We start from the raw sequence: 20878 nt of genomic DNA on the forward strand, positions 1-20878 counted from the left end.
AAGCACTATGTATACAGTTGCTGTAACACAGGATTTTATTGCCAATCACTATCTGATCGGAGGTGATTGGGGCGCGGAAAATCAACCGCATGCCCATCATTATGTGGCGGAAGTTCAGATAGAAAGTGATACTTTGAACGAACATGGCTATCTGGTTGATATTGTTGAGATCGAAGCGGCACTGGGTGATATCGTCGCTTACTTCCGGGATAGTATGCTGAATGATAAACCGGAATTTGCAGGTTTGAATCCCAGTATTGAACACTTCAGCCGGATTCTCGCCGAGAAGCTGGTGAACAGTATTTCACCACCCGGGCGTGGCTCGCTGACGGTCAAGCTTTGGGAAAACGCTACATGCTGGGCGGCGTATCGGCACGCATTTGCTTAAATCGTTGCGGTAGTTGCCGGTCGGCGAAGAGCGGCCAGACAGCCCAGTCCGATCAGCAGCACAATCGCATCGCGCAGACGAACAAGGGCAATCAATCCGGCGGCTGCAGCGACAGGAAAGCCAAGTACTGTAAACGACCAGAGTAGCGAGGCTTCAATTGTCCCGATGCCTCCCGGTACCGGTAATAACATCGCCAATCTCATGCCAATCATGATCAGCAGCAGCTGCGCAATTGACGGAGCGAGACCGGTAAAACTCATGAGTAACATTAATTCAATAAACAGCACCAGCCAGGTCAGTAACGACAGAATTAAAGCGCAGGCCAGTTTGGCTTTGTGAACTTGCCAGACACTGCGCAGCAATTCTGTCAGCGGCTGAAGTTTTTTGGCCAGCCAGCGTGGATGGCGCATCAACATTAACAAAGCGATCAACATCAGCAGCAGGCTTGCGCCAAGCACCATGGATATCTGTATCCAGTTGCCATCGGGCAGTACAGTGCTTCCAAGCAGGGCCAGCACGCAGCCCAACAGCACCGCCATATTGACGCCGGTTTCCATAAAGCGATCCAGCCCCAGTGTAGCGCCGGCCTGGTGAAGCGACAGCTTGTGGTGGCGATGCAGCCAGTAAAGTTGCAGTGGTTCGCCACCAAAATGAGGTCCGGGCGTCAGAAAACTGACCGCACTGCCGCCTTGGCGCAGGCAGAATAGCTGTGCCAGAGACAGACGTGCATTGGTCGACAGCGCCAGTATCTGCCAGCGTTTCACAGCCAGGTACAGAATTAACAGATTGATAGCTGTCCAGCCCAGCCATTGATGCCATCGCAGTCCGGCAATCTGTGAGGCGATTTCTCCAAGCGGTAATTGCCGAAGTGACCAGGCCGCCAGCGCAAGCGCCAGTATCCATAACAACGTTGTCAGCAGCCGCCATCGATTTGCGTTCATGTTTGCCGACCGCTGACTGCCAGCCAGTCTCGCCAGAAACCGGCCAGCAGCGGCAGCATAAAAACAAATCCAAGCCATTGCGTCACACTGCCAGAAATGGGCGGCCATAATGCGGTTGCAACAAGCGCCATTTGCCAGCCCGCCAGTTGCCGACGCATTTTGCTGGGCGGCAGCGCATGGACAATTTTGCCCTGGCGTTTCCGCCAGGAGATGCCCAGACGGAACAGGTAGTAGGCAAGGCTGACCAACAGATAGCTGCTATGCAGCTTGCCACTCATGACTGCCAGTAGCGGTGCTACCAGCAGACCGAGAGCATCCAGTACCGTGTCCAGCTCAGCGCCAAGCCGTGTGATATGTTGCTGACGGCGCGCCAGAAATCCGTCCAGGGCATCCCCGATGGCGGCAGCGGTATAAAACAGAGCGGGTATAAACAGCCATGCCGAATGGGATGCTGATATGGCGACTGGGATAAAGCCAGCCGTGGCGGCTATGAGCAGCCCTCGCAGCAAAGTGATTTGTGTGCCCCATCCCAATGTTTGATAGTGCTCGCCGTCTTGAGGGTTGTAATTAAGGTCGACTCGTTTGTGACTTTGCCAGCAGATATAGCACCAGCACAGCAGGCTGATAGTCGCGCCAGGCAGGGTTGCCGACTGCCAGCTATCCAGAGACGCCAGACCTGCGGCGGCCAGTAAGATCAGAATCACTCCCAGAAAACTGTACAACGTCAGCTCGCGCTCGGGCGCGGTTGTCGGAATCGAAAAAACAGGCAAATTGTTGAACCTCTGATGTTTGTATCGCAGTATACGATTGCCGGGTCCATGAGGACCAGTCGGGCAGTAAGGGTTGATCCGCCATTCCATAAAATTCGTACAATCAGACAGTCCAGTTTACCGCTAAGTGCGGAAAGGAAATGTCATATGACTTACCGGGAGGTGCTCGCGCATTCAGTGCTGACGGGAATCTTGGTTATCAGTCTGTTTAATTCTACCCGCTTGTTGGCACAAGCTGATGCCGATGATCAGGATTTCAGTCATCAGTGGCTGCAGAGTTATGCCCGTGATCTTTCAAATCGACCATTTGCGCCGCCGGTCAGCGCGGCGACCAGCCCCTTGCGCCAACTGGATTATGATGACTATCGGCGGATTGTTTTTGATCCGTCGGCCGCCGTGTGGAAGAACGAGTCGGTGCCGTTTCAACTGCAATTGTTTCATCCCGGTTTTTTGCATACCGAGACAGTAAACATAAACCTGGTTGCGTCCGGTCGGGAGGCTCCGCTGTTATTTTCGACTGATCAGTTTCAGTACCATGACAGCCTTCCTGCTATTAACCCGGCTGAGGTTAATGGATATGCCGGATTTCGCATTCATCACCCGATAAATTCCGCTGAACGATTTGAAGAGTTTCTGGTTTTTCTGGGTGCCAGTTATTTCCGTGGAGTTGCCAGGCATCAGTTCTATGGCCTGTCGGCACGCGGACTAGCTGTTAATACGGTCGGTGCTGGTGTTGAAGAGTTTCCCCGCTTCTCGGATTTCTGGATAGAAAAACCAGCAGCGGATTCTCGACAGATTGTGGTGCATGCTCTGCTCGACAGTTTTTCCGTCACTGGCGCCTACCGGTTCGTGATCAGACCTGGCGAGACCACTGTTATGGATGTGGAAGCCACCCTGTATCCGCGTCGCAGTATTCAGGCGTTTGGCATCGCGCCTTTGACATCCATGTTCATGTTTGATGCCAGCAACAGTGCCCGTTTCGACGATTTCCGCGACGCAGTTCACGATTCGGACGGTCTCTGGATTCAACAAAGCAATGGCGAGCGAGTCTGGCGTCCGATGGCGAACCCGGCGCAATTGCAGGTATCCGCTTTTGGTAAACAGTCGCCGGTCGCCTTCGGTTTAATGCAACGGCATACTGGATTTGAAGACTTTAACGATGCAGAAGCACGGTATGACAAACGTCCGTCCTTATGGATCGAGCCATTGCATGACTGGGGAGCGGGGCATGTTGAATTGGTTGAGATCCCGACGGTTGATGAAATTCATGACAATATTGTTGCGTACTGGCAACCGGCGGCGGCGCTTGAACCGGGGCAGGTTTACCAATTCAACTATCGATTGAACTGGGGGCAACCCGTTGCAGAACCTGGCATGATCGTGGAGACGGCAGCTGGTAGTGTGCCTGGCACCGCGGAGCGATTGTTTGTGATCGACTTTGCTGATGCCGCAAGCATTGAGTATGTGCAGCAAAACCATAATCTGATCAATATGAAGGCCACTACCAGCGCTGGTACCATCTCTGATGTCAGTGGCACTTTGCTGCCCGAATCTGGTCTCTATCGAGTCTATCTCAAGCTGGATCCTGAGCAGGCAGATCTGGCTGAGCTGCGCCTGACTCTCCAGGTGGGTGACAGGCAATGGGGTGAGACCTGGCTCTATCGGTGGACAAAATGACAGGCACCTCTCCGTTGATTCCGCCACCCGCACCTCTGTCCATGCCCACTCAGGTGCTGTCATCGCGTCCGGATGCGCGACATTCTGCGCCCGGCATGCAAACCCGATTGGCGCGCCTGCTGACCTTTGGTGGCAGCCTGCTGATGACAATATTTGCCAGCGGACAAATGCATGGCATTTTGTTTTCAGAGTTGGCAGGCAACCCAATAACGGTGACCGTTATTTTGTGGATGTTGCTGGCTCTGTTTTCGCTGACCTTCGGCTGGATTGCACTGACGGCTAGTGCGGCGCTGGCGGGTCTGTTGTGTGGACATGCCGTGTTACGCTCAGTCGCTGACGCCCCACTGCGCGGAAGAACAGTGTTATTGATGCCAATTCATAATGAAGTACCTTCTAATGCCAGTGCCTCATTGCGGGCGATGGCGGAGGATCTTCAAAGCAGGAACCTGGCACATCATTTCGAAATTTTTTTATTGTCTGATACATCTGACCCGGCAATCTGGCGCGAAGAAGCGCGAACAGTTCGTCTGCTGCGAGAGCAGCTCGATACGATCATGCCGGTCTGGTACCGTCGTCGTGACCGCAATACTGCCCGTAAGGCTGGCAACATCCGTGAATTTATAACTCGCTGGGGTGAGCGCTACGACTATATGGTGGTGCTTGATGCCGACAGTCTTATCACAGCCGATACGCTCGCGACCCTGGTCAGGGAAATGGATGCTGACTCGTCGGCGGGCATCTTGCAGACGCTGCCAGGAATTTACGGTTCGCAAACACTCTTTGCCCGCTTGCAGCAATTTTCTGGTGTCATTTATGGGCCTGTGTTTGCCCGCGGTTTATGCGCATGGCAAGGTGATGATGGCAATTACTGGGGACACAACGCGATCCTGCGAGTGAGGGCTTTCGCCGAATCTGCCGGCTTGCCGCAAATGCCTGGTCCACGTCCGTTCGGAGGTGAAATCCGCTCTCATGATTTTGTCGAGGCCGCCTTGCTACGCCGGGCCGGCTGGACAGTGCGTATGTTGCCGAATCTGCCCGGATCATGGGAGGAATGTCCCCCCAGCCTGTCAGATGCTGCCGTTCGTGATAGACGCTGGGCGCAGGGCAACGTCCAACACCTGGGAGTTTTGTCAGCCAGAGGATTGCGCTGGCCGAGTCGCGCGCACATGTTGATGGGTGTGATGAATTACCTGATGTCTCCGCTCTGGCTGGCAATGGTCCTTATTGGCCTGGTTTTGAGTGCACCGATTGCCGCTGGCGTGAATGCTCTGAGCTTTGATTTCTACAGCATGCTTAATCTATTTTTGGCGACTCTGTTTTTGTTATTCCTGCCCAAGATTCTGGGACTGGGCCGCGCGTTGCTCAACAGTGAGATAAGTCGTACTGTTGGACGGAAACGATTGTTGCTGGGATTTATGGTTGAGCTGCTGTTCTCGGTACTGCACGCCCCTATTGTCATGATGCAGCATACACGTCACATGTGGGAGATCATACGGGGTCAGGACTCCGGCTGGTCAGCACAACAGCGCCGTGGCACAGAACTGCAATGGCAACGGATGCTCCGCCAACATGCCGGGCATACGTTGCTGGGGCTGTTGATGGTTGTCTATCTGCAGTGGCTGTCTTCGCCCCTTCTGTACTGGATGTTGCCCATGATAATCGGGCTGATCCTGTCCATCCCCTTGTCGGCGCTGAGTGGCAGTCGCCTGCTTGCAGATTGGCTGATGGCCCGCGGGTTGCTGCTCACACCTGAAGAGTATTCCGTGCCTCCGGTAATGGAACGCCAGCGCCATTTGATGAAAACTGTCAACTGAGAGACAATCAGGCGCATCGGAGCCTGTCAAAGGCATTAATTCAACCCCGCGCTGTTAACGGAAACGGGCTCCACACAGGGAGAACGTATGCATAATTTTAGTGAAGTTCTGAGTGCCGCAGGACTGGTCCCGGCCGAACTTGAAGGCGGCGATCTGCCGGTCCATTCACCCATTGACGGCTCGTTGATCGCCACGCTGAAGACAAGTCGGCCAGAGGATATGGAATCAGTCATTGCTAAAGCTGATACAGCCTTCCGGCAATGGCGAACAGTGCCACCGCCCAGGCGCGGAGAGCTGGTGAGGCTGTTGGGTGAGGAATTACGAGCCGCGAAAGACGAACTGGCAGCCGTAGTCACGCTGGAGGCGGGCAAGATCCGCTCCGAAGGTCTTGGTGAAGTGCAGGAGATGATTGATATCTGCGACTTCGCGGTGGGTCTGTCGCGGCAACTGTATGGTCTGACTATTGCCTCTGAACGGCCGGGGCACCGCATGATGGAAACCTGGCATCCGATGGGTCCCTGCGCCATTATCACCGCATTTAATTTTCCAGTAGCTGTCTGGGCGTGGAATGCCGCACTGGCGCTGGTCTGTGGTGATCCGGTGATCTGGAAACCTTCGGAGAAAACACCGCTGACTGCTGTGGCCACCATGAAAATCATGCAGCGTGCACTGGCCAGGTTTGGTGATGCTCCGGCGGGTCTGGCGCAGTTGGTGATTGGTGATCATCGTGTAGGTGATGCCCTGGTCAGTTCTCCTGCCGTGGCGATTGTTTCGGCAACCGGCTCATGCCGAATGGGCGCAGCGGTTGGTCCGAAAGTCGCTGCACGTTTTGGGCGCAGTATTCTTGAACTCGGTGGCAACAATGCCATGATTGTAGCGCCGTCAGCCGATCTGGATATGGCTGTACGGGCTATTGTTTTTTCTGCAGTTGGGACTGCGGGTCAGCGTTGCACAACGCTGCGTCGCCTTATCGTTCATCAGTCAATTCGTGATCATCTGGTGGAACGTCTGCAGAATACCTATCAAAGTTTGCCGATTGGCAACCCGCTGGATGAAGGCACGTTAGTAGGGCCACTGATTGACCACCGTGCCCTGGATGCCATGCAGCAGGCGTTGCAACAGGCGCAGCTAGAAGGTGGTCTGATTATCGGTGGTCAGCGACGTACTGACGGTGTGCCAGACGGCGGGTGTTATGCAGAACCGGCCATCGTTCAGATACCCGCACAATCTGCCATCGTAAAAACCGAGACCTTCGCGCCCATTCTGTACCTGATGACCTATGAGTCACTGGATGAGGCCATCACCATGCAGAATGACGTGCCACAGGGGCTGTCCTCTTGCATCTTTACCCAGAACCTGCGTGAAGCAGAGCAGTTTTTGTCTGCCAGTGGTTCGGATTGTGGTATTGCCAATGTCAACATAGGTCCCTCGGGTGCGGAAATCGGCGGGGCCTTTGGCGGCGAAAAAGAAACCGGCGGCGGACGTGAGAGCGGATCAGATGCCTGGAAAGCCTATATGCGTCGACAAACCAATACCGTTAACTACTCTGCCGATTTGCCGTTAGCGCAGGGTGTGAAATTTGACGTCTGAGAGGGAGAATGCCATGTCAGTTTCAAACAGGGACTTTCAGCGAGTGGCGGTACTGGGCCTTGGTAAAATTGGCCATCTGGCCGCCGAATTGCTGCAGGATAGCGGCTTCGATGTGCTGGGCATCGATTCGCGTGATATCGATGCGCCGTTTTCGACCATCAAAACTGATTTGTCAGATGACGGCGCGATTCGACAGGCGTTGAGCGACCAACAGGCGGTCCTGTCGTGTTTGCCATATCAATTGAATATTGGTGTCAGCACAATCGCTCATGAGCTGGGCCTGCATTACTTTGATTTGACTGAAGATGTGCCGACCACCAAACACATCCGCAAACTTGCAGAAACCTCCAAAGGCATCATGGCGCCGCAATGTGGACTGGCCCCCGGGTTTGTGGGCATTGTGGCGGCCGATCTGGCTTCGAAATTTGATAAAGTGCGCTCTATTCGCATGCGAGTTGGTGCTCTTCCCCAGAATCCCACTGGCCTGTTGGGTTATGCCTTCAACTGGTCTCCGGAAGGTGTGGTCAATGAATACCTGAATGACTGCGAAGTGATTGAGGAAGGAGTTTTAAAAACCGTGTCGGCCATGGAATGGATCGAACAGGTTTATATTGACGGTGTACAACTGGAGGCGTTCACCACTTCGGGTGGTCTGGGCACCATGTGTGAGACTTATCTGGGTGTGATTGAAAACCTGGACTACAAAACCATGCGTTATCCGGGGCATGTGAAATTGATGAATTTCTTTTTTCATGAACTGTTGATGCGTGAAAATCGACAGGAGGCGGGTCGCATTCTCACGCATGCCAAACCGCCGGTCGACGAGGATGTGGTCTATGTGCACGTGGCAGCCGAAGGAACGATTAATGGGCAAATGTCACGCAGAGAATTTGTGCGCTCGTTCTACCCATTGACCATCAACGGGCGTCAACGTACGGCGATTGCCTGGACAACCTGTGCTTCGGTGGTTGCCGTGATCGAAATGGTCAGGCAGGGCGCTTTGCCAGCCAGTGGATTTCTGAAGCAGGAAGAAATTCCGCTGACACCGTATCTGGCCATGCGCACCGGTGATTATTTTCGCAAGGGGCATATCGGCAAGACACACAATCACTAACTGAAAATATCGGGCAGGTCGGTGGAGGCCCTGGCAGTAAACTGAGGGTCGCGCTTTTCCAAAAATGCCTTCACGCCTTCTTTGCCGTCACCCTGGCTGGTGTAAAAAACGGCCAGGGATTCTGCCTTGTGTGCAACCAAGGGATGTGCTGCGGCTGAATTTCGCAACATCATTTGTCGGGTCAGGGCTACACTGACGGGCGAGCGGTTTGCAATGTAGCTGCGGGCCAATTTCTCTGCAGTTGCCAGCAGTTCCTCCGCAGGCACAGCGGCTTTGATCAGGCCTGCCTGCTGGGCAGATTCACTATCGATCAACTCGCCCGTGTAGACCCAGTCCAGGGCCTGAGACAGGCCAACCAGGCGTGGCAGAAACCAGGTTGAGCAGGCTTCGGGTACAATGCCGATTTTGCCGAACACAAAACCCATGCGACCGGTGTCTGCCATCAGTCTGACATCCATGGCCAGTGTCATGGTTGCGCCGATGCCCACAGCGACGCCGTTGATCGCGCCAATGACCGGCTTGTTGCAGGCATAGATTGCCAGTGATACCCGCCCGCCGGTGTCGCGTACTCCCGAGATCATGTCCGGGTCTTCAAAGCGTTCATCGAGCTCTGCCGGTGTCGGTGCCATGCTTTCGTCCAGTCCAAAGACATTGCCCTCAACGGACAGATCCATGCCAGCGCAAAATGCCCGGCCCGCCCCGGTGACGATGATGGCACCCACTTCATCGTCGGCGTTGGCGCGTTCGAAGGCTTCAACCAGCTCATTGGCCATGGTCACAGTAAATGCATTCAGCTTGTCGGGTCTGTTGAGTGTGATGGTGAGAATGCGATCATTGATTTGGTAGTTGAGTGTTTCATAGTTCATAGTAGGCAGGCGTCTCTCTTTAAAATAGTCGTTTGACGCGGAGTTTACTATGTTGACTGAGCTGGATGAAATTCTAAAAAGCCTGGCACCAGAAACGGATAGCCAGCAATACGTGTTCTGTCAGGTGCCCGGCGACGTGACAGCCTATCTTGAGTGGGCACCTGTGGCCATCATTCAGGAACGTGAGGGAAGCACACTGATTTTAACTGAGTCAGCAGCAAGAGAGGCGGGACTGGAATACGCAGACACTTTCCATAGAATTACCCTCATGGTGCATTCCAGCCTGCAGGCTGTTGGTCTGACAGCCGCGGTATCGGGGCGCCTGGCGCAGGCAGGTATTGCCGCGAACATGGTCGCAGGCTACTGCCACGACCATATTTTTGTGCCGGCAGAGCGGGCTGAGGAAGCGCTCGGTCTGCTGTCTGGTTTTTGAGTCAGCGTTGCGCAGCCACAATCTGCAGCTCTACCCGCCGGTTCATTGCACGGCCTGACTCGGTGTCATTGCTGGCAATGGGCTGATCGGGACCCATACCTTGCGTGATCAAACGATTCTGATCCACACCGCGGGTTGCGAGATAGTTGGCCACGCTGCTGGCTCGTCTATTGGAAAGATTATAGTTGTAGTCACGTGCCCCGGTTGAATCAGTGTGTCCGGTGACCATCAGGCGTGTGTCGACAAATTTGTAAAGCACTTCAGACACGGAGTCCAGCACCGGATAAAAATCCTGGCGGATTGAAAACTCATTGGTGTTGAAGGTGATATTTCCCGGCATGATCAGATCCAGTTGATCACCGCTGCGCTGCACCTGCACACCAGTACCTTCCAGTTGCTGGCGCAGTTCAGCTTCCTGTGCGTCCATGTATGCGCCAATTCCAGCACCAATGGCACCGCAACCGAGTGCCGCGTTGCGGGCGCGTGTGCTGCTTTCACCGGCGCCTATCAGGCCGCAGACAACACCACCAATGGCCCCATACGTCGCCGCGCGGCTGGTCTGCGTCTGGCCGGTGTATGGGTTAATGGTTGTACAGGCGGCCAGGGCGGCAGCCAGGCCTATTGTTGCTGACAGTTTTGCCAGAGGGTTCATAGGGTCTCCTTGATTTTTAAATTCTCATCGTGTGAATTGATGTGAGTCAATGCGATGTGATCCATTGGTTTCAAGTCTATCATGGCAGGCGTAAACTGAACGCCGTATTAACCGCATACCTGATTTTCTATCACTTACAAGCCGGGGGCTGTATGACAAAAAACGTGGGAACTGTCGATAAACTGCTCAGGATTGTTCTGGGTGTTGTTTTGATTGCATTGACGCTGGCCGGGGTGATCGGCGTTTGGGGCTGGATAGGCATCGTACCATTAGCGACAGGGCTGCTGAATACCTGCCCACTGTACAGTCTGCTGGGCGTCAAGACCTGTCAGTGATGTCGGCCATGTATTTGCTGGCAGGTGTGCTGGTTCTCACTGCTTTGTCTTTGTTGGTCTTGTGGCGCGTGCGTGACCACTGGTCGGATGCCAGTCTTATCAAAGGCTTGCAGAAAACGCAGCCATCAACACCGGATAAGTTTGATCCGGCCATGGTGGATTGCCTGCCGGAGCCTGCTCAGCGTTATTTCCTGTATACCATTGCACCCGGAACGCCGTTAAAAACAGTGGTGGATCTTCGTATGTCTGGCCGGTTTGGCATGGGTGACAAGACAAGCCCCGGGTATATGCGCATGATCGCAAGGCAGGTCATGGCGATGCCTGAGGGTTTTGTCTGGAAGATGCGGGCCAGGCGCGGGGTGCTTGCAATTTCCGGCTCAGACAGTCATCGCTGGACGCGCTTCTGGGTGATGGGGCTGCTGCCTGTGGCGCGTCTGGGTGGTGATGCGGATCATGCCCGTTCGGCGTTTGGTCGCTACGTGGCAGAAGCTGTGTTCTGGGCGCCCGCATCGGCACTGCCAGCGCCGGGGATCTCATGGACCCGGGTTGGTCCTGATTGTGCGCGGCTCACCGTTAATCACAATGGACTGCAACAGTCCGTCGACCTCTATGTAAATGAGCACGGTCAGCCAACCGAGGTACGCTTCGAACGCTGGAGCAATGCAAACCCTCAGAAGCAGCACCGCTTGCAACCCTTCGGCGGATACCTGTCGGAATTCCGGTGGTTTGAGGGATTTCGCCTGCCGACCCATGTGGAAGCGGGCAACCAGTTTACAACGGATGAGTACTTCCCATTTTTTATCGCCGATATCACTGACGTCAGCTTTCACTGAGCGGGCACCAGACTAAACTGCGTCAACCTGCCACATCGTGCTATGGCTGCGATTTTGCTAACATAACCGCTTCATGTTCCGGAGAGCTGTTATGTCGGATCGACTGCTGGTTGCTTTGCTGCTGTGCTTTCTCAGCCCTGTGGTTTGGGCAGATTCCCTTCAATTCAGTGAGCCCTGGATACGGGCTACGCCCCCTGGTGCAGTGACCGCTGCCGCCTACCTGAGTATTAACAATAATGGCGAGCCAGACAGGCTGCTGAGCATTGAATGGGACCGGGATACCCCCATCGAAATACACACAGTCGACAATCAGAATGGCATGATGCGGATGCGAAAACTGGAATTTTTGCCCGTCCCTGCCGGTCAGCTGACAACGCTTGCCCCCGGCGGGCAGCACATCATGTTTGTCGGCCTGCAACAGGGTTTTGTTGCCGGGCAGTCAGTGGGCCTGATATTGATCTTTGAGCAGGCCGGCCGCCGACACGTTGATTTTCCAGTTATTGATGCCAGAGGATTGTAATGAATCGTTTGTTGTTTGGTGTTCTTGTGATTGTGGCTTTGGGGGCAGGTATTGTTGCCAATACTGTCTTCCGGGGTCCGGATTCCGGTGTGTCCAGGGTCGCTGAGACGGCTGTGCCTGAGGTAGGCGGCCTGGTGCTGCGCGATGCCCGGGAATTGCCGCCGTTTGAACTGCTGGACATCAATGGCGACATTTTCCGGGAAACTGATTTTGCGGGCGACTGGTCATTTCTTTACTTTGGTTTTACCTATTGCCCCGATATTTGCCCGACCTCGCTGGTAGAGATGGAGAAACTCAAGCAGCGGCTGGGCGAATCTCATCCGGAATTGACGCCGCAGTTTTACCTGGTCTCTGTTGATCCGCTCAGAGATACACCAGAGCGCCTGCGCGAGTATGTGAGCTTCTTTGATCCTGAATTCCGTGGCCTGACCGGTGAGATGGCAGAAATTGACAAGTTTGCCGATGCGGCGGCTGTGGTCTATCAGCTCCCCTCTGATGCACAGGCCGGTGGTGATTATGAGGTAGGCCACTCGTCCACCATCGTGGTTATTGATCCTGCAGGTGATGTCAGGGCGATTCTCACGCCGCCGTTGAGAGCTGCAAATCTGGCGAGTGATTTCGCCGCTATAGAAGCGTGGTGGGTGAGCCACAATTAAATTGACACCTCCATGTTCGAGGTATATATTTCTGCGCTATGACAGCAGCGAAATTACACCGTTCAGAACGTAAGGGTCCCGATTACGGCAGCGCATCCTATTGGCATGGCACGATCAAAATGTCACTGTCTAAATTCTTTGTACTGTCTGTGCTGCATCGTAAGCCCATGCATGGATATGAGATTGTACAGGCGGTTGCAAAAAGTACTGGTGGTTGCTGCAGCCCGTCTGAGGGCACGGTATATCCAATGCTTAATGAGTTTGAAGCAGGTGGTTATCTCAGCGTTGAGTCAGACGTGGTGCAGGGCCGTTCCCGGAAAGTTTACTCGCTGACTGACAAAGGGCGCGCGGCTTTTCAGGTGGCTGTGGGCGCCTGGCTGGAGGCCACTGACTATATTATTGCCAGCCGGGATATGCTGGATGTGAAAAAGCCGGAGCAGGGGAAGTGTTGCTGAGGCTTTTTTTTTCAGCAATATACCTCGATGTAGGATGCCTAGAGCATAAAGGTAGCAATTAATGATGGCTTCAGACCAGCATTCATCAAGCCAGATCCGGTTGGTGTTGGCTTTGGGAATAGCCCAAACCCTGGGCTGGGGTTCGACGTTTTATCTGCCCGCCATACTGGCACAGCCCATGGCACGCGATCTTGGGGTTGAAGAAAGCTCGGTGTTTGCTGCTTTTTCCGCGGCGCTGGTTCTGACCGCCATTCTGGGACCCCTTATTGGTCGATTGATCGATGTCCATGGTGGCCGCCGGATGTTGACGCTGTCCAGTATTCTGTTTGCGGCTGGTCTTGTGCTGCTCAGTCAGGCGACCGATTCCCTGACATTGTGGTTTGCCTGGATGGTTATTGGCCTGGGCATGGCGACGGGGCTGTACGAGGCTGCATTTGCCAGCCTGACGGTACTGTATGGAAGCCGGGCCCGATCAGCCATTACAGGAATTACCCTGATGGCCGGTTTTGCCAGCACAATCTGCTGGCCACTTTCCGCGGCTTTGGAGGTCGAGCTGGGTTGGCGGGGTGTCTGCCTGTTCTGGGCTGCCGTTCATCTGTTGCTTGGTTTGCCGCTGAACCATTTTATGATGCCTTCCTGGAGGCACTCAGAAACGACAGTTCTCGCCGATTCTGAGCAACCGCCACCAAACCACAATACGCTGATGGTACTGCTGGCGTTTGTGTTTGCGGTGACCTGGTTTACCAGTACGGCAATGGCGGCGCATCTGCCTCGATTGCTGCAGGACAGTGGTCTGAGCCTGGCAGCCTCGGTTGCCATTGCCGGCCTGATCGGTCCGGCACAGGTGCTTGCCAGATTGCTTGAGTTCTCGCTGTTGAGACAATTTCATCCACTGCTTTCAGCACGCCTGGCATCGCTCAGTCACCCTGCAGGGGCGTTGTTGATGATGGTTTTCGGCGCGCCCTTTGCTGTTTTTTTCACCATTATGCATGGTCTCGGTAACGGTATTTTGACCATTGCCAAAGGCACCTTGCCACTGGCTCTGTTTGGACCGCATGGCTACGGTGTGCGGCAGGGCTGGTTATCCTTGCCAGCCCGTCTGCTGCAGGCTGCGGCGCCCTTTATGTTTGCCTTGATGATCAATCGGTTTGGTTTGAATGCATTGTGGTTGACGTTGTTGCTTGGCCTGCTGGCATCGATTGTGTTGTGGAGAATCAAACCTCAGCCCGCTGCATGAATAGTTGTATGTCAAATAATTGCATAAGAGAGCACAGGAGGAAAAATGGCTCTGAGAAATTTACCTGATCCTGATCACTTGCCGGCACTGGACAAACACCGGCTGAAGGCGGGGCTGCCCGATATCTCCGGTGTCAGTGACAGGCATCCGCCGCGGGTATTGCTGCTGTATGGGTCGCTTCGCGAACGGTCTTTTTCCAGGCTGGCAGTTGAAGAGGCGGCCCGCATCCTTCGTTATCTTGGGGCTGAGGTCAAGATTTTTGATCCCACCGACTTGCCCTTGCCTGATCATCCGCAAGCGGATCAGCATCCGTCGGTGCTGGAGCTCAGGGCGTTATCCGTCTGGTCAGAGGCTCAGGTATGGTGCAGCCCCGAACGCCACGGTCAGATCACCAGTGTCATGAAAGCGCAGATCGATAATCTGCCGCTCAGCATGGGAGCCATCCGCCCGACCCAGGGCAGAACCCTGGCTGTCATGCAGGTGAGTGGGGGATCGCAATCCTTTAACACGGTCAATACACTGCGCGTGCTGGGCCGATGGATGCGCATGTTTACGATCCCGAATCAGTCCAGTGTGGCGAAAGCTTACCAGGAATTTGATGAGCAGGGACGTATGCGGGCGTCAGCTTACTACGAGCGAATTGTGGACGTCATGGAGGAGCTGGTCAGATTTACGCTGTTACTTCGGCCCCACGCACAGACCCTGGTTGATCGATACTCAGAAAGGCCTGTTGTGTCGATGGAAGAGTCGAAAACCGTGCCGACTTATGATGCTGTTGCCAGAAACTGAACGACTGCGCCGGGAGCTCCATGCTGCCGGCGCAGCGTCAAACAGGGCTGATCAGCTCAGGAAGAAGCCAACCAGGCAGCCTTTGGAGTCAGGAATGTCCTGCATGTCCACCGTACCGCCAGCCAGCACGGTATCCAGTGCGTCACGCAGGTAGTTGTGTTCGGTGACCACGCGCTGTGTTTCATAACCTAATGAGTCATCAATGGGGCCGCGGAACACAACTTCTCCGTTACGGGGATTGACGATAAACACCTCAGCCGTGCGCTCTACGCCCAGTGATCTCGCTACCGACTGATCGGCGTCTTTCAGAATGGGAAAGTCGATATTGAATTCCTTGGCTTCATTCTGAATGCGCGGAATATCGTCCTGGATGAAGGAATTCAACATCAGGAATTCGATGTTTTTTGACTCGTAGTCATCCCGGATAGACAGGAAAGTCGGAACTGACAGCCTGGCAATAGGGCAGCCGGAGCCATGAATGTAGACGACGATATAGTCTTTGTCTTCGTACTCATTCAGGGTATGAGTCTGCCCCATGTGGTCGGTCAGCTCAAAAGACTTCATGGTTTTCAGCCATCCATCAGCCGCACTGGCAAACATGGCCAGTGAGCTTAACAGCACTGCGACAGTGATGTTGAGAATCAGTTTCATGTCGGTCTCCTGTTAGAATATCCTGATCACGATTATGGCATTCCACAGCGCTGATGTCCTGTGGCAGATTGTCACAGGGTTTGACTGTGGCGCTTAACCTTTGGTTTGCCGTCGCGCGAAGGTAATTATTGCGGCGACAACTACTATCCATATTGCAGTCAGCAGCCCGGTCATACTCTGTATCGATGGAGGAAGTAATTGAATGAAAAAAATACGAAAAAACAAATAAAGGACGCTTATCCACAGTGCCAAAACGTAGGCGAACCAGGGTTTCATGACGTTTCCGAAAATTATATTGGTTGAGCCCTTTGCAAAGGGCTCAACCAATTGAGTGATTTAACTACAGCGCTCACAGTCTTCTATGGGGTATCGAGAACCACTTCTGCCGTCGCTGGCTAGAAAGGTGTCTCCAGCCCAGTTTGCCACAGCCTTGGCGGAATCCCAGATAACGCCTCCAATGACTGTGTTTTTGACTATGTTCCAAATAATCCCGCCGCTTACGGCTTCAACTTCTGACTGACTCAGTTCCCTCATTTTCATCCTCCTTGAAGCAATATGTTTAGAGTGACTCCGGTCTGAGCCACATTCTTTAAATAGCACATCGATAGTGAATTTGCTTACAATTCACAGCAGGTCACAAATTCATCGGAGTCATCATGATCAAACGCCTCGCCATCCTGGATGCAGACATCCTGTATGATCCGCTGCGTGCGACCTATGGCAGTTACGGACAGATGTTTCTGGATCTGCTGGCGGACTGGCAGGACGAATGGCAAATGCAGGTTTACTCGGTGATAAATGGCGAATATCCGGCCTCGATGGGGGAATTTGATGCCGTGCTGATTACGGGCAGCAAATTCGACAGTTTTGCCGACGATGACTGGATTGTGCGGCTGCGTGATTATGTGTGTGAACTGTATGACCAAAAAAAGCCGATGATCGGTATCTGTTTTGGCCACCAGTTATTGGCGCATGCACTGGGGGGCAAGGCCGGGCGCTCCGATAAGGGCTGGGGGTTGGGCGTGATGCGTTATCAAGTGGCCGACAAAGCTGAGTTTATGGACGCCACTGACACAGTGGATTTGATTGTGAGCCATCAGGATCAGGTATCTGACTTGCCACCGGGTGCCACTCGGCTTTGGGGCAATGACTTCTGTATCAATGCAGCATTCGTCATTCCGGGTCAGGTGCTGGCCATTCAGGGTCACCCGGAATTTACCACGAACTATGCACAAGCTCTGCTGTCCTATCGTAAAGATCGCCTTCCCGGAGATGCTGTAGAGAAGGCTGAACAGTCATTACAACAGACGCATGACGGGGCTGCAGTGGCCCGGTGGATGCGGCGATTTATAGAAAACCTCCCATAGCAAGGAAAGTTGCCAATGCAAACTGTTTTACGTTTAAGTGTCGCCGTCGTCTTGACGGGTGTCATGGCGTGTACCCCACAGTTGGACGCACCTGAGGATCAAAGCATCAATCTGCAGTCACTAGTGGACTCTGCCATCACGCCGGTGATTGAAGAGTATGCCATCCCGGGTATGGCGGTCGCCCTCATTCATGAGGGGCAGGTGCATTATTTTAACTACGGTGTGTCATCGCTGCAGAGTGGGGACGCGGTGACGCAGCACACAATTTTCGAGTTGGGTTCGGTCAGCAAGTTGTTTAATGCCACGCTGACCACCTATGCACAGGCGGTCGGTGCTCTGTCACTGCGTGATTACCCAAGCCGATTTATGCCTGAATTGCAAAATACACCGGTTGATTCGGCCAGTCTGCTGCACCTGGGCACGTATACTGCTGGCGGATTTCCACTGCAGTTTCCCGCGTATGTGACAGACCACGCTAGTATGGTTGAGTATTATCGTCAATGGCAGCCGGACTTTGGCCCGGGCGAATCGCGCCTGTATTCAAACCCCAGTATCGGCCTGATGGGACACTTGGCGGGTCTCGCCCTGGGTCAATCGTATACAGAGGTTGTGGAGGGGCAAGTGTTTCCGGCCATGGGCATGACAGAAAGTTATATTCAGGTGCCCGAAACTGAGTCTGAACATTACGCCTGGGGTTATAACGCGGAGGATCAGCCGATTCGTGTCACGCCCGGTGTGCTGGATGCAGAAGCCTACGGCGTGAAGTCCAGCAGCAGTGACATGATCCGCTTTGTGCGTGCCAATATTTCCCCGGACTCACTGGATGCCCTCTGGTCGCAGGCTATCACTGACACACAAAAGCAATACTTCCGGCTGGGCGAGTTCATCCAGAGTCTTGGCTGGGAGCAGTTTCACTTGCCGGTGAGCGCTGAATTGCTTCGCAGTGGCAGCGCGGCATCCATTGTGCTGGAACCCAATACGGTTGAGGCGCTGGACCCGGATAACAGCACTGCGACGCCCGTCTGGATTCACAAAACCGGTTCAACAAACGGTTTTGGGGCCTATGTCGTTGTGTTACCAGCCCAGCAAAGTGGCATTGTCATGCTGGCCAACCGCAACTATCCCAATACCGCCCGTATTCAGGCGGCCTGGGACATTCTGAGTCCGCTGCTGGATCTGTGACAGGCCGTCAGATGACCAGGTAAACCGGCTGAAAATTTTCAAGGCATGCTTGCATAAAAGTACTTTATGAAATAAAGTTCTCACGAAATGACTGAGGGAGCCTGTCTGTGTCTAACCCTGAATATCGGGCTGATGAACCGATCCACCTGAATAAACGCGCCGAAGAAAACCTGCGATTTATCCGCGCTGCCATGGAAAATGCCGGTGTCTTCACCGGTATTTCCGGTCTGGGATATCTGCTGACCGGTGCAACGGCCATTGCCGCTGCCTGGCTGGCATCCACCCAGACCGATAGCACGACGTGGTTCTGGATATGGATGTCAGCGTTGGTGCTGGCGACGATCCTGGCCAGTTCGCTGACATTTCTGAAAACCCGGCGACAGGGCAAGTCGCTACGCCAGGTTACTACCCGCAAGCTGCTCGCCGCCTTTTTGCCCACCATGGTCGCCGGCGGGATTTTCTCATTGCTCTTTTATCAACTTGGATTGTTCGACTGGCTGCCTGGTATGTGGCTGACATTGTATGGAGCGGCCGTGATCACAGCCGGAGCCTGGTCGGTGCGGGTGCTGCCCTTGATGGGATTGTTGTTTATGGGGCTGGGCGTGTGTGCCTTGCTGCTGCCGCAGTTCGGAGATGTCTGGATGGCGCTGGGATTTGGGGGCTTACATCTGGTTTTTGGTGCAATGATCTGGAGGCATTATGGCGGTTAATAAACACAGACGGAGTGATGAGCAAACTCCAGATTTTGAGCAAAAGACTCCGGCATCAGGCGGTGCGACTGCACCCGGCAAACTGTCACCAGCCCGTGACCTGGATAACCTGATCCATGAACGTACACGCCTGGCTTTGATCAGCGCACTTGCGGTGCATGGTCGCATGAGTTTCAGTGAGTTAAAAACCCTGCTGAACATGACTGATGGCAATCTGAGTGTGCAGGCGCGCAAACTGGAAGAGGCCGGTTATCTGAGTTGTGACAAACAGTTTGAAGGACGCAAACCTAAAACTGAGTTCGCCTTGACTAACCAGGGGCGTAAAGCGCTGCAGCGTTATGTGGATCATATGGAAGCGCTGATTGGCGCGATGAAACAGGAGTCTAACCCATGACATCGCTTGAACACTCGTCTGAAAACGCCGCGGTTAGCAGCCTCAGTCAGTCCGCACCGGATCGACAGCAGGCCCGTGCAGCCGCTCAATTGCTGGTGGCTGGTCTCGTCAGCGGACTGGCCTTACACGTACTGGTCTGGGACCGGGCGGGCGGCAGTCTGGGTTGGTTTTTAAGCATGATGATTTTTGTGGCTTGTAGCGTGTTCCTCAATCTGAATGAGCACAGGGAATGGCGGCGAAGGCAGTGGGCCTGGTTTGCTGTGATGTTGGTGTCTGTTGGTATGACCGTTATCCGGGATGCACTGGAGGTGCGTTTGTTGATGGTCTTTGTGATGTTGCTGGCGCTGGGCATGATGTTTTATCAAAGCCTGGGTTATAGCCTTACGCACGCGACCTTGATAAGGGTATTCGGGCTTGCTCTGCGAATGCCGTTGCGTATGTTAGGTGGCGTTGTGGGTGCCGTTGAAACATTGATTCAGACACGCTGGCACGGCCTTGGTCAGATGCAGGCAATTATTCGCGGTTTGCTGTTGGCCATGCCTTTATTGTTGATCTTTGTCGGTTTGTTCGCCTCTGCCGATGCGGTGTTCAGTGCCTGGCTCGATAATCTGGGTGATATCATGAATGCATTGGCGCCGCAGACGCCATTGATCAGTTTTGCACTGACGATGGTCGCAACGGGTGTTTTAAGCTGTTCGGTTCGTAAATCAGAGTGCGTTGATTTGCCGCGTGCTGAACTGCAGGTTCGGCTGCCGTCGCTGGGTCGCGAAGAAACGGCTGTGCTGCTGGGATCGCTTGCGACCCTGTTTGTCATTTTTGTTGTGCTGCAATTGTCCTGGCTGTTTGGTGGTCAGGATCTGATCCAATCTCGCGGTGGGCTGACACTGGCTGAATACGCGCGGCGTGGATTTTTTGAATTGGTGGTGGTGGCGGGTCTGACGCTGGCCGTTTTGATGAGTGTTTCTGCCATGCAAGGTCACCGCGGGCTGCTGCGCGTACTGGGTGGTATCATGATTGCCTGCGTGCTGGTTATGCTGGTGTCAGCCTTGCATCGCTTGCATCTTTATATTGATCAATTTGGTCTGACCATGGACCGGCTGATGGCACTGGCGTTAGCGCTCTGGCTGGCGTTTGCCTTGTTGTGGTTTGGCGGAACGGTCCTGCGCGGGCGTCAAAAAGGTTTTATTGTCGGGCTTCTGCTTTCAGGAATAACAATCAGTGTGTTATTGGCCCTGATGAACCCGGCTCAGCGGGTTGCACAGGTCAATATTGAACATGCTCAAAGTCGTGCTCAGCCCCTGGATGTTGATTATCTGATCAGTCTGGGCGCAGATGCGATTGTGCCATTGTTGTCGAGCGCCGAAGGTGTCAAACTGACTCAGGAACAGTCGATTAGCGTGCATGAACAGCTGGCTTTTCAAACAGACAATACTGATTGGCGCGACTGGAATCGCAGCCGGGCACGTGCAGTACAGTTGCTTATTGATGAATAAAAAGGCAATGG

23 protein-coding genes are annotated in these 20878 nt (G+C 54.0%); 18 read left to right on the forward strand and 5 right to left on the reverse strand.

All coding sequences use genetic code 11. The annotated features are described in order from the left end of the window. Positions 1–7 precede the first annotated feature (7 nt). Complete coding sequence (locus tag PS2015_RS05670; protein WP_058021313.1) at positions 8–388, forward strand: 6-pyruvoyl trahydropterin synthase family protein; 381 nt, start codon at positions 8–10, stop codon at positions 386–388. Here PS2015_RS05670 and PS2015_RS05675 read toward each other — a convergent pair. Next, positions 385–1329: a lysylphosphatidylglycerol synthase transmembrane domain-containing protein gene (locus PS2015_RS05675; protein ID WP_058021314.1), complete on the reverse strand. Its 945-nt coding sequence runs from the start codon at positions 1327–1329 to the stop codon at positions 385–387. The two genes, PS2015_RS05670 and PS2015_RS05675, sit on opposite strands and share 4 nt — an antisense overlap. Further along, positions 1326–2099, reverse strand: coding sequence for a CDP-alcohol phosphatidyltransferase family protein (locus PS2015_RS05680; protein WP_169792272.1), 774 nt, complete (start codon positions 2097–2099; stop codon positions 1326–1328). Before PS2015_RS05680 ends, PS2015_RS05675 begins: the two co-directional genes overlap by 4 nt. Positions 2100–2246: 147 nt before the next feature. On the opposite strand from PS2015_RS05680, the gene PS2015_RS05685 reads away from it, so the two are divergent. The 4 genes from PS2015_RS05685 to PS2015_RS05700 all read left to right on the forward strand — a co-directional run bounded on the left by PS2015_RS05685 (position 2247) and on the right by PS2015_RS05700 (position 8294). Beyond that, a complete protein-coding gene (locus tag PS2015_RS05685; RefSeq protein WP_058021316.1) occupies positions 2247–3776 on the forward strand; it encodes an OpgD/OpgG family glucan biosynthesis protein in 1530 nt (509 codons plus the stop codon). Next, positions 3773–5590, forward strand: coding sequence for a glucans biosynthesis glucosyltransferase MdoH (gene mdoH, locus PS2015_RS05690; protein ID WP_058021317.1), 1818 nt, complete (start codon positions 3773–3775; stop codon positions 5588–5590). The genes PS2015_RS05685 and mdoH overlap by 4 nt, the downstream gene beginning before the upstream one ends. Positions 5591–5677: 87 nt before the next feature. Beyond that, positions 5678–7180 carry an L-piperidine-6-carboxylate dehydrogenase gene (amaB, locus tag PS2015_RS05695; protein ID WP_058021318.1) on the forward strand — a complete coding sequence of 501 codons (1503 nt, stop codon included), beginning with the start codon at positions 5678–5680 and terminating at the stop codon, positions 7178–7180. Positions 7181–7193: 13 nt separating this feature from the next. Beyond that, positions 7194–8294 carry a saccharopine dehydrogenase family protein gene (locus PS2015_RS05700; protein ID WP_058021319.1) on the forward strand — a complete coding sequence of 367 codons (1101 nt, stop codon included), beginning with the start codon at positions 7194–7196 and terminating at the stop codon, positions 8292–8294. On the opposite strand, the gene PS2015_RS05705 is transcribed toward PS2015_RS05700, so the two are convergent. Further along, positions 8291–9160 carry a crotonase/enoyl-CoA hydratase family protein gene (locus PS2015_RS05705; RefSeq protein WP_058021320.1) on the reverse strand — a complete coding sequence of 290 codons (870 nt, stop codon included), beginning with the start codon at positions 9158–9160 and terminating at the stop codon, positions 8291–8293. The two genes, PS2015_RS05700 and PS2015_RS05705, sit on opposite strands and share 4 nt — an antisense overlap. A gap of 49 nt (positions 9161–9209) precedes the next feature. Between PS2015_RS05705 and PS2015_RS05710 the strand changes: the two genes are divergently transcribed. Next, complete coding sequence (locus tag PS2015_RS05710; RefSeq protein ID WP_058021321.1) at positions 9210–9593, forward strand: ACT domain-containing protein; 384 nt, start codon at positions 9210–9212, stop codon at positions 9591–9593. A 1-nt stretch (position 9594) separates the two neighbouring features. Here the strand turns inward: PS2015_RS05710 and PS2015_RS05715 are convergent, their stop codons facing one another. Further along, positions 9595–10245 carry a YiaD family glycine zipper/OmpA-like lipoprotein gene (locus PS2015_RS05715; protein ID WP_058021322.1) on the reverse strand — a complete coding sequence of 217 codons (651 nt, stop codon included), beginning with the start codon at positions 10243–10245 and terminating at the stop codon, positions 9595–9597. Between the two features lie 152 nt (positions 10246–10397). On the opposite strand from PS2015_RS05715, the gene PS2015_RS05720 reads away from it, so the two are divergent. From PS2015_RS05720 to arsH, 7 genes are all read left to right on the forward strand, one after another. Beyond that, the gene (locus tag PS2015_RS05720) at positions 10398–10580 is read left to right on the forward strand and encodes a YgaP family membrane protein (RefSeq protein WP_058021323.1); all 183 of its coding nucleotides are present in this window, start codon (positions 10398–10400) and stop codon (positions 10578–10580) included. Beyond that, the gene (locus PS2015_RS05725; protein WP_058021324.1) at positions 10580–11413 is read left to right on the forward strand and encodes a DUF6544 family protein; all 834 of its coding nucleotides are present in this window, start codon (positions 10580–10582) and stop codon (positions 11411–11413) included. The genes PS2015_RS05720 and PS2015_RS05725 overlap by 1 nt, the downstream gene beginning before the upstream one ends. 91 nt (positions 11414–11504) lie before the next feature. Then, positions 11505–11933, forward strand: coding sequence for a copper chaperone PCu(A)C (locus PS2015_RS05730; RefSeq protein ID WP_058021325.1), 429 nt, complete (start codon positions 11505–11507; stop codon positions 11931–11933). Next, positions 11933–12589, forward strand: coding sequence for an SCO family protein (locus PS2015_RS05735; RefSeq protein ID WP_058021326.1), 657 nt, complete (start codon positions 11933–11935; stop codon positions 12587–12589). Before PS2015_RS05730 ends, PS2015_RS05735 begins: the two co-directional genes overlap by 1 nt. Positions 12590–12708: 119 nt before the next feature. Continuing rightward, complete coding sequence (locus PS2015_RS05740) at positions 12709–13044, forward strand: PadR family transcriptional regulator (RefSeq protein WP_058023164.1); 336 nt, start codon at positions 12709–12711, stop codon at positions 13042–13044. Between the two features lie 61 nt (positions 13045–13105). After that, a complete protein-coding gene (locus PS2015_RS05745) occupies positions 13106–14281 on the forward strand; it encodes an MFS transporter (protein WP_335338261.1) in 1176 nt (391 codons plus the stop codon). A 45-nt stretch (positions 14282–14326) separates the two neighbouring features. After that, complete coding sequence (gene arsH, locus PS2015_RS05750; protein ID WP_058021327.1) at positions 14327–15070, forward strand: arsenical resistance protein ArsH; 744 nt, start codon at positions 14327–14329, stop codon at positions 15068–15070. 51 nt (positions 15071–15121) lie between these two features. On the opposite strand, the gene PS2015_RS05755 is transcribed toward arsH, so the two are convergent. Next, positions 15122–15721: a redoxin domain-containing protein gene (locus PS2015_RS05755; protein ID WP_058021328.1), complete on the reverse strand. Its 600-nt coding sequence runs from the start codon at positions 15719–15721 to the stop codon at positions 15122–15124. A 656-nt stretch (positions 15722–16377) separates the two neighbouring features. Between PS2015_RS05755 and PS2015_RS05765 the strand changes: the two genes are divergently transcribed. The 5 genes from PS2015_RS05765 to PS2015_RS05785 all read left to right on the forward strand — a co-directional run bounded on the left by PS2015_RS05765 (position 16378) and on the right by PS2015_RS05785 (position 20867). After that, entirely contained in the window at positions 16378–17088 is a 711-nt protein-coding gene (locus tag PS2015_RS05765; RefSeq protein WP_058021330.1) for a glutamine amidotransferase-related protein, read from the forward strand. Between the two features lie 15 nt (positions 17089–17103). Next, positions 17104–18270 carry a class C beta-lactamase gene (gene ampC / locus PS2015_RS05770; protein ID WP_058021331.1) on the forward strand — a complete coding sequence of 389 codons (1167 nt, stop codon included), beginning with the start codon at positions 17104–17106 and terminating at the stop codon, positions 18268–18270. 107 nt (positions 18271–18377) lie between these two features. After that, complete coding sequence (locus PS2015_RS05775) at positions 18378–18980, forward strand: hypothetical protein (protein WP_058021332.1); 603 nt, start codon at positions 18378–18380, stop codon at positions 18978–18980. Further along, complete coding sequence (locus tag PS2015_RS05780) at positions 18970–19374, forward strand: winged helix-turn-helix domain-containing protein (protein ID WP_082627986.1); 405 nt, start codon at positions 18970–18972, stop codon at positions 19372–19374. Before PS2015_RS05775 ends, PS2015_RS05780 begins: the two co-directional genes overlap by 11 nt. Then, positions 19371–20867, forward strand: coding sequence for a DUF4153 domain-containing protein (locus tag PS2015_RS05785; protein WP_058021333.1), 1497 nt, complete (start codon positions 19371–19373; stop codon positions 20865–20867). The genes PS2015_RS05780 and PS2015_RS05785 overlap by 4 nt, the downstream gene beginning before the upstream one ends. Positions 20868–20878 lie beyond the last annotated feature (11 nt).

Origin of the sequence: Pseudohongiella spirulinae (genome assembly GCF_001444425.1) — a bacterium.
GTDB classification, from domain to species: Bacteria; Pseudomonadota; Gammaproteobacteria; order Pseudomonadales; family Pseudohongiellaceae; genus Pseudohongiella; species Pseudohongiella spirulinae.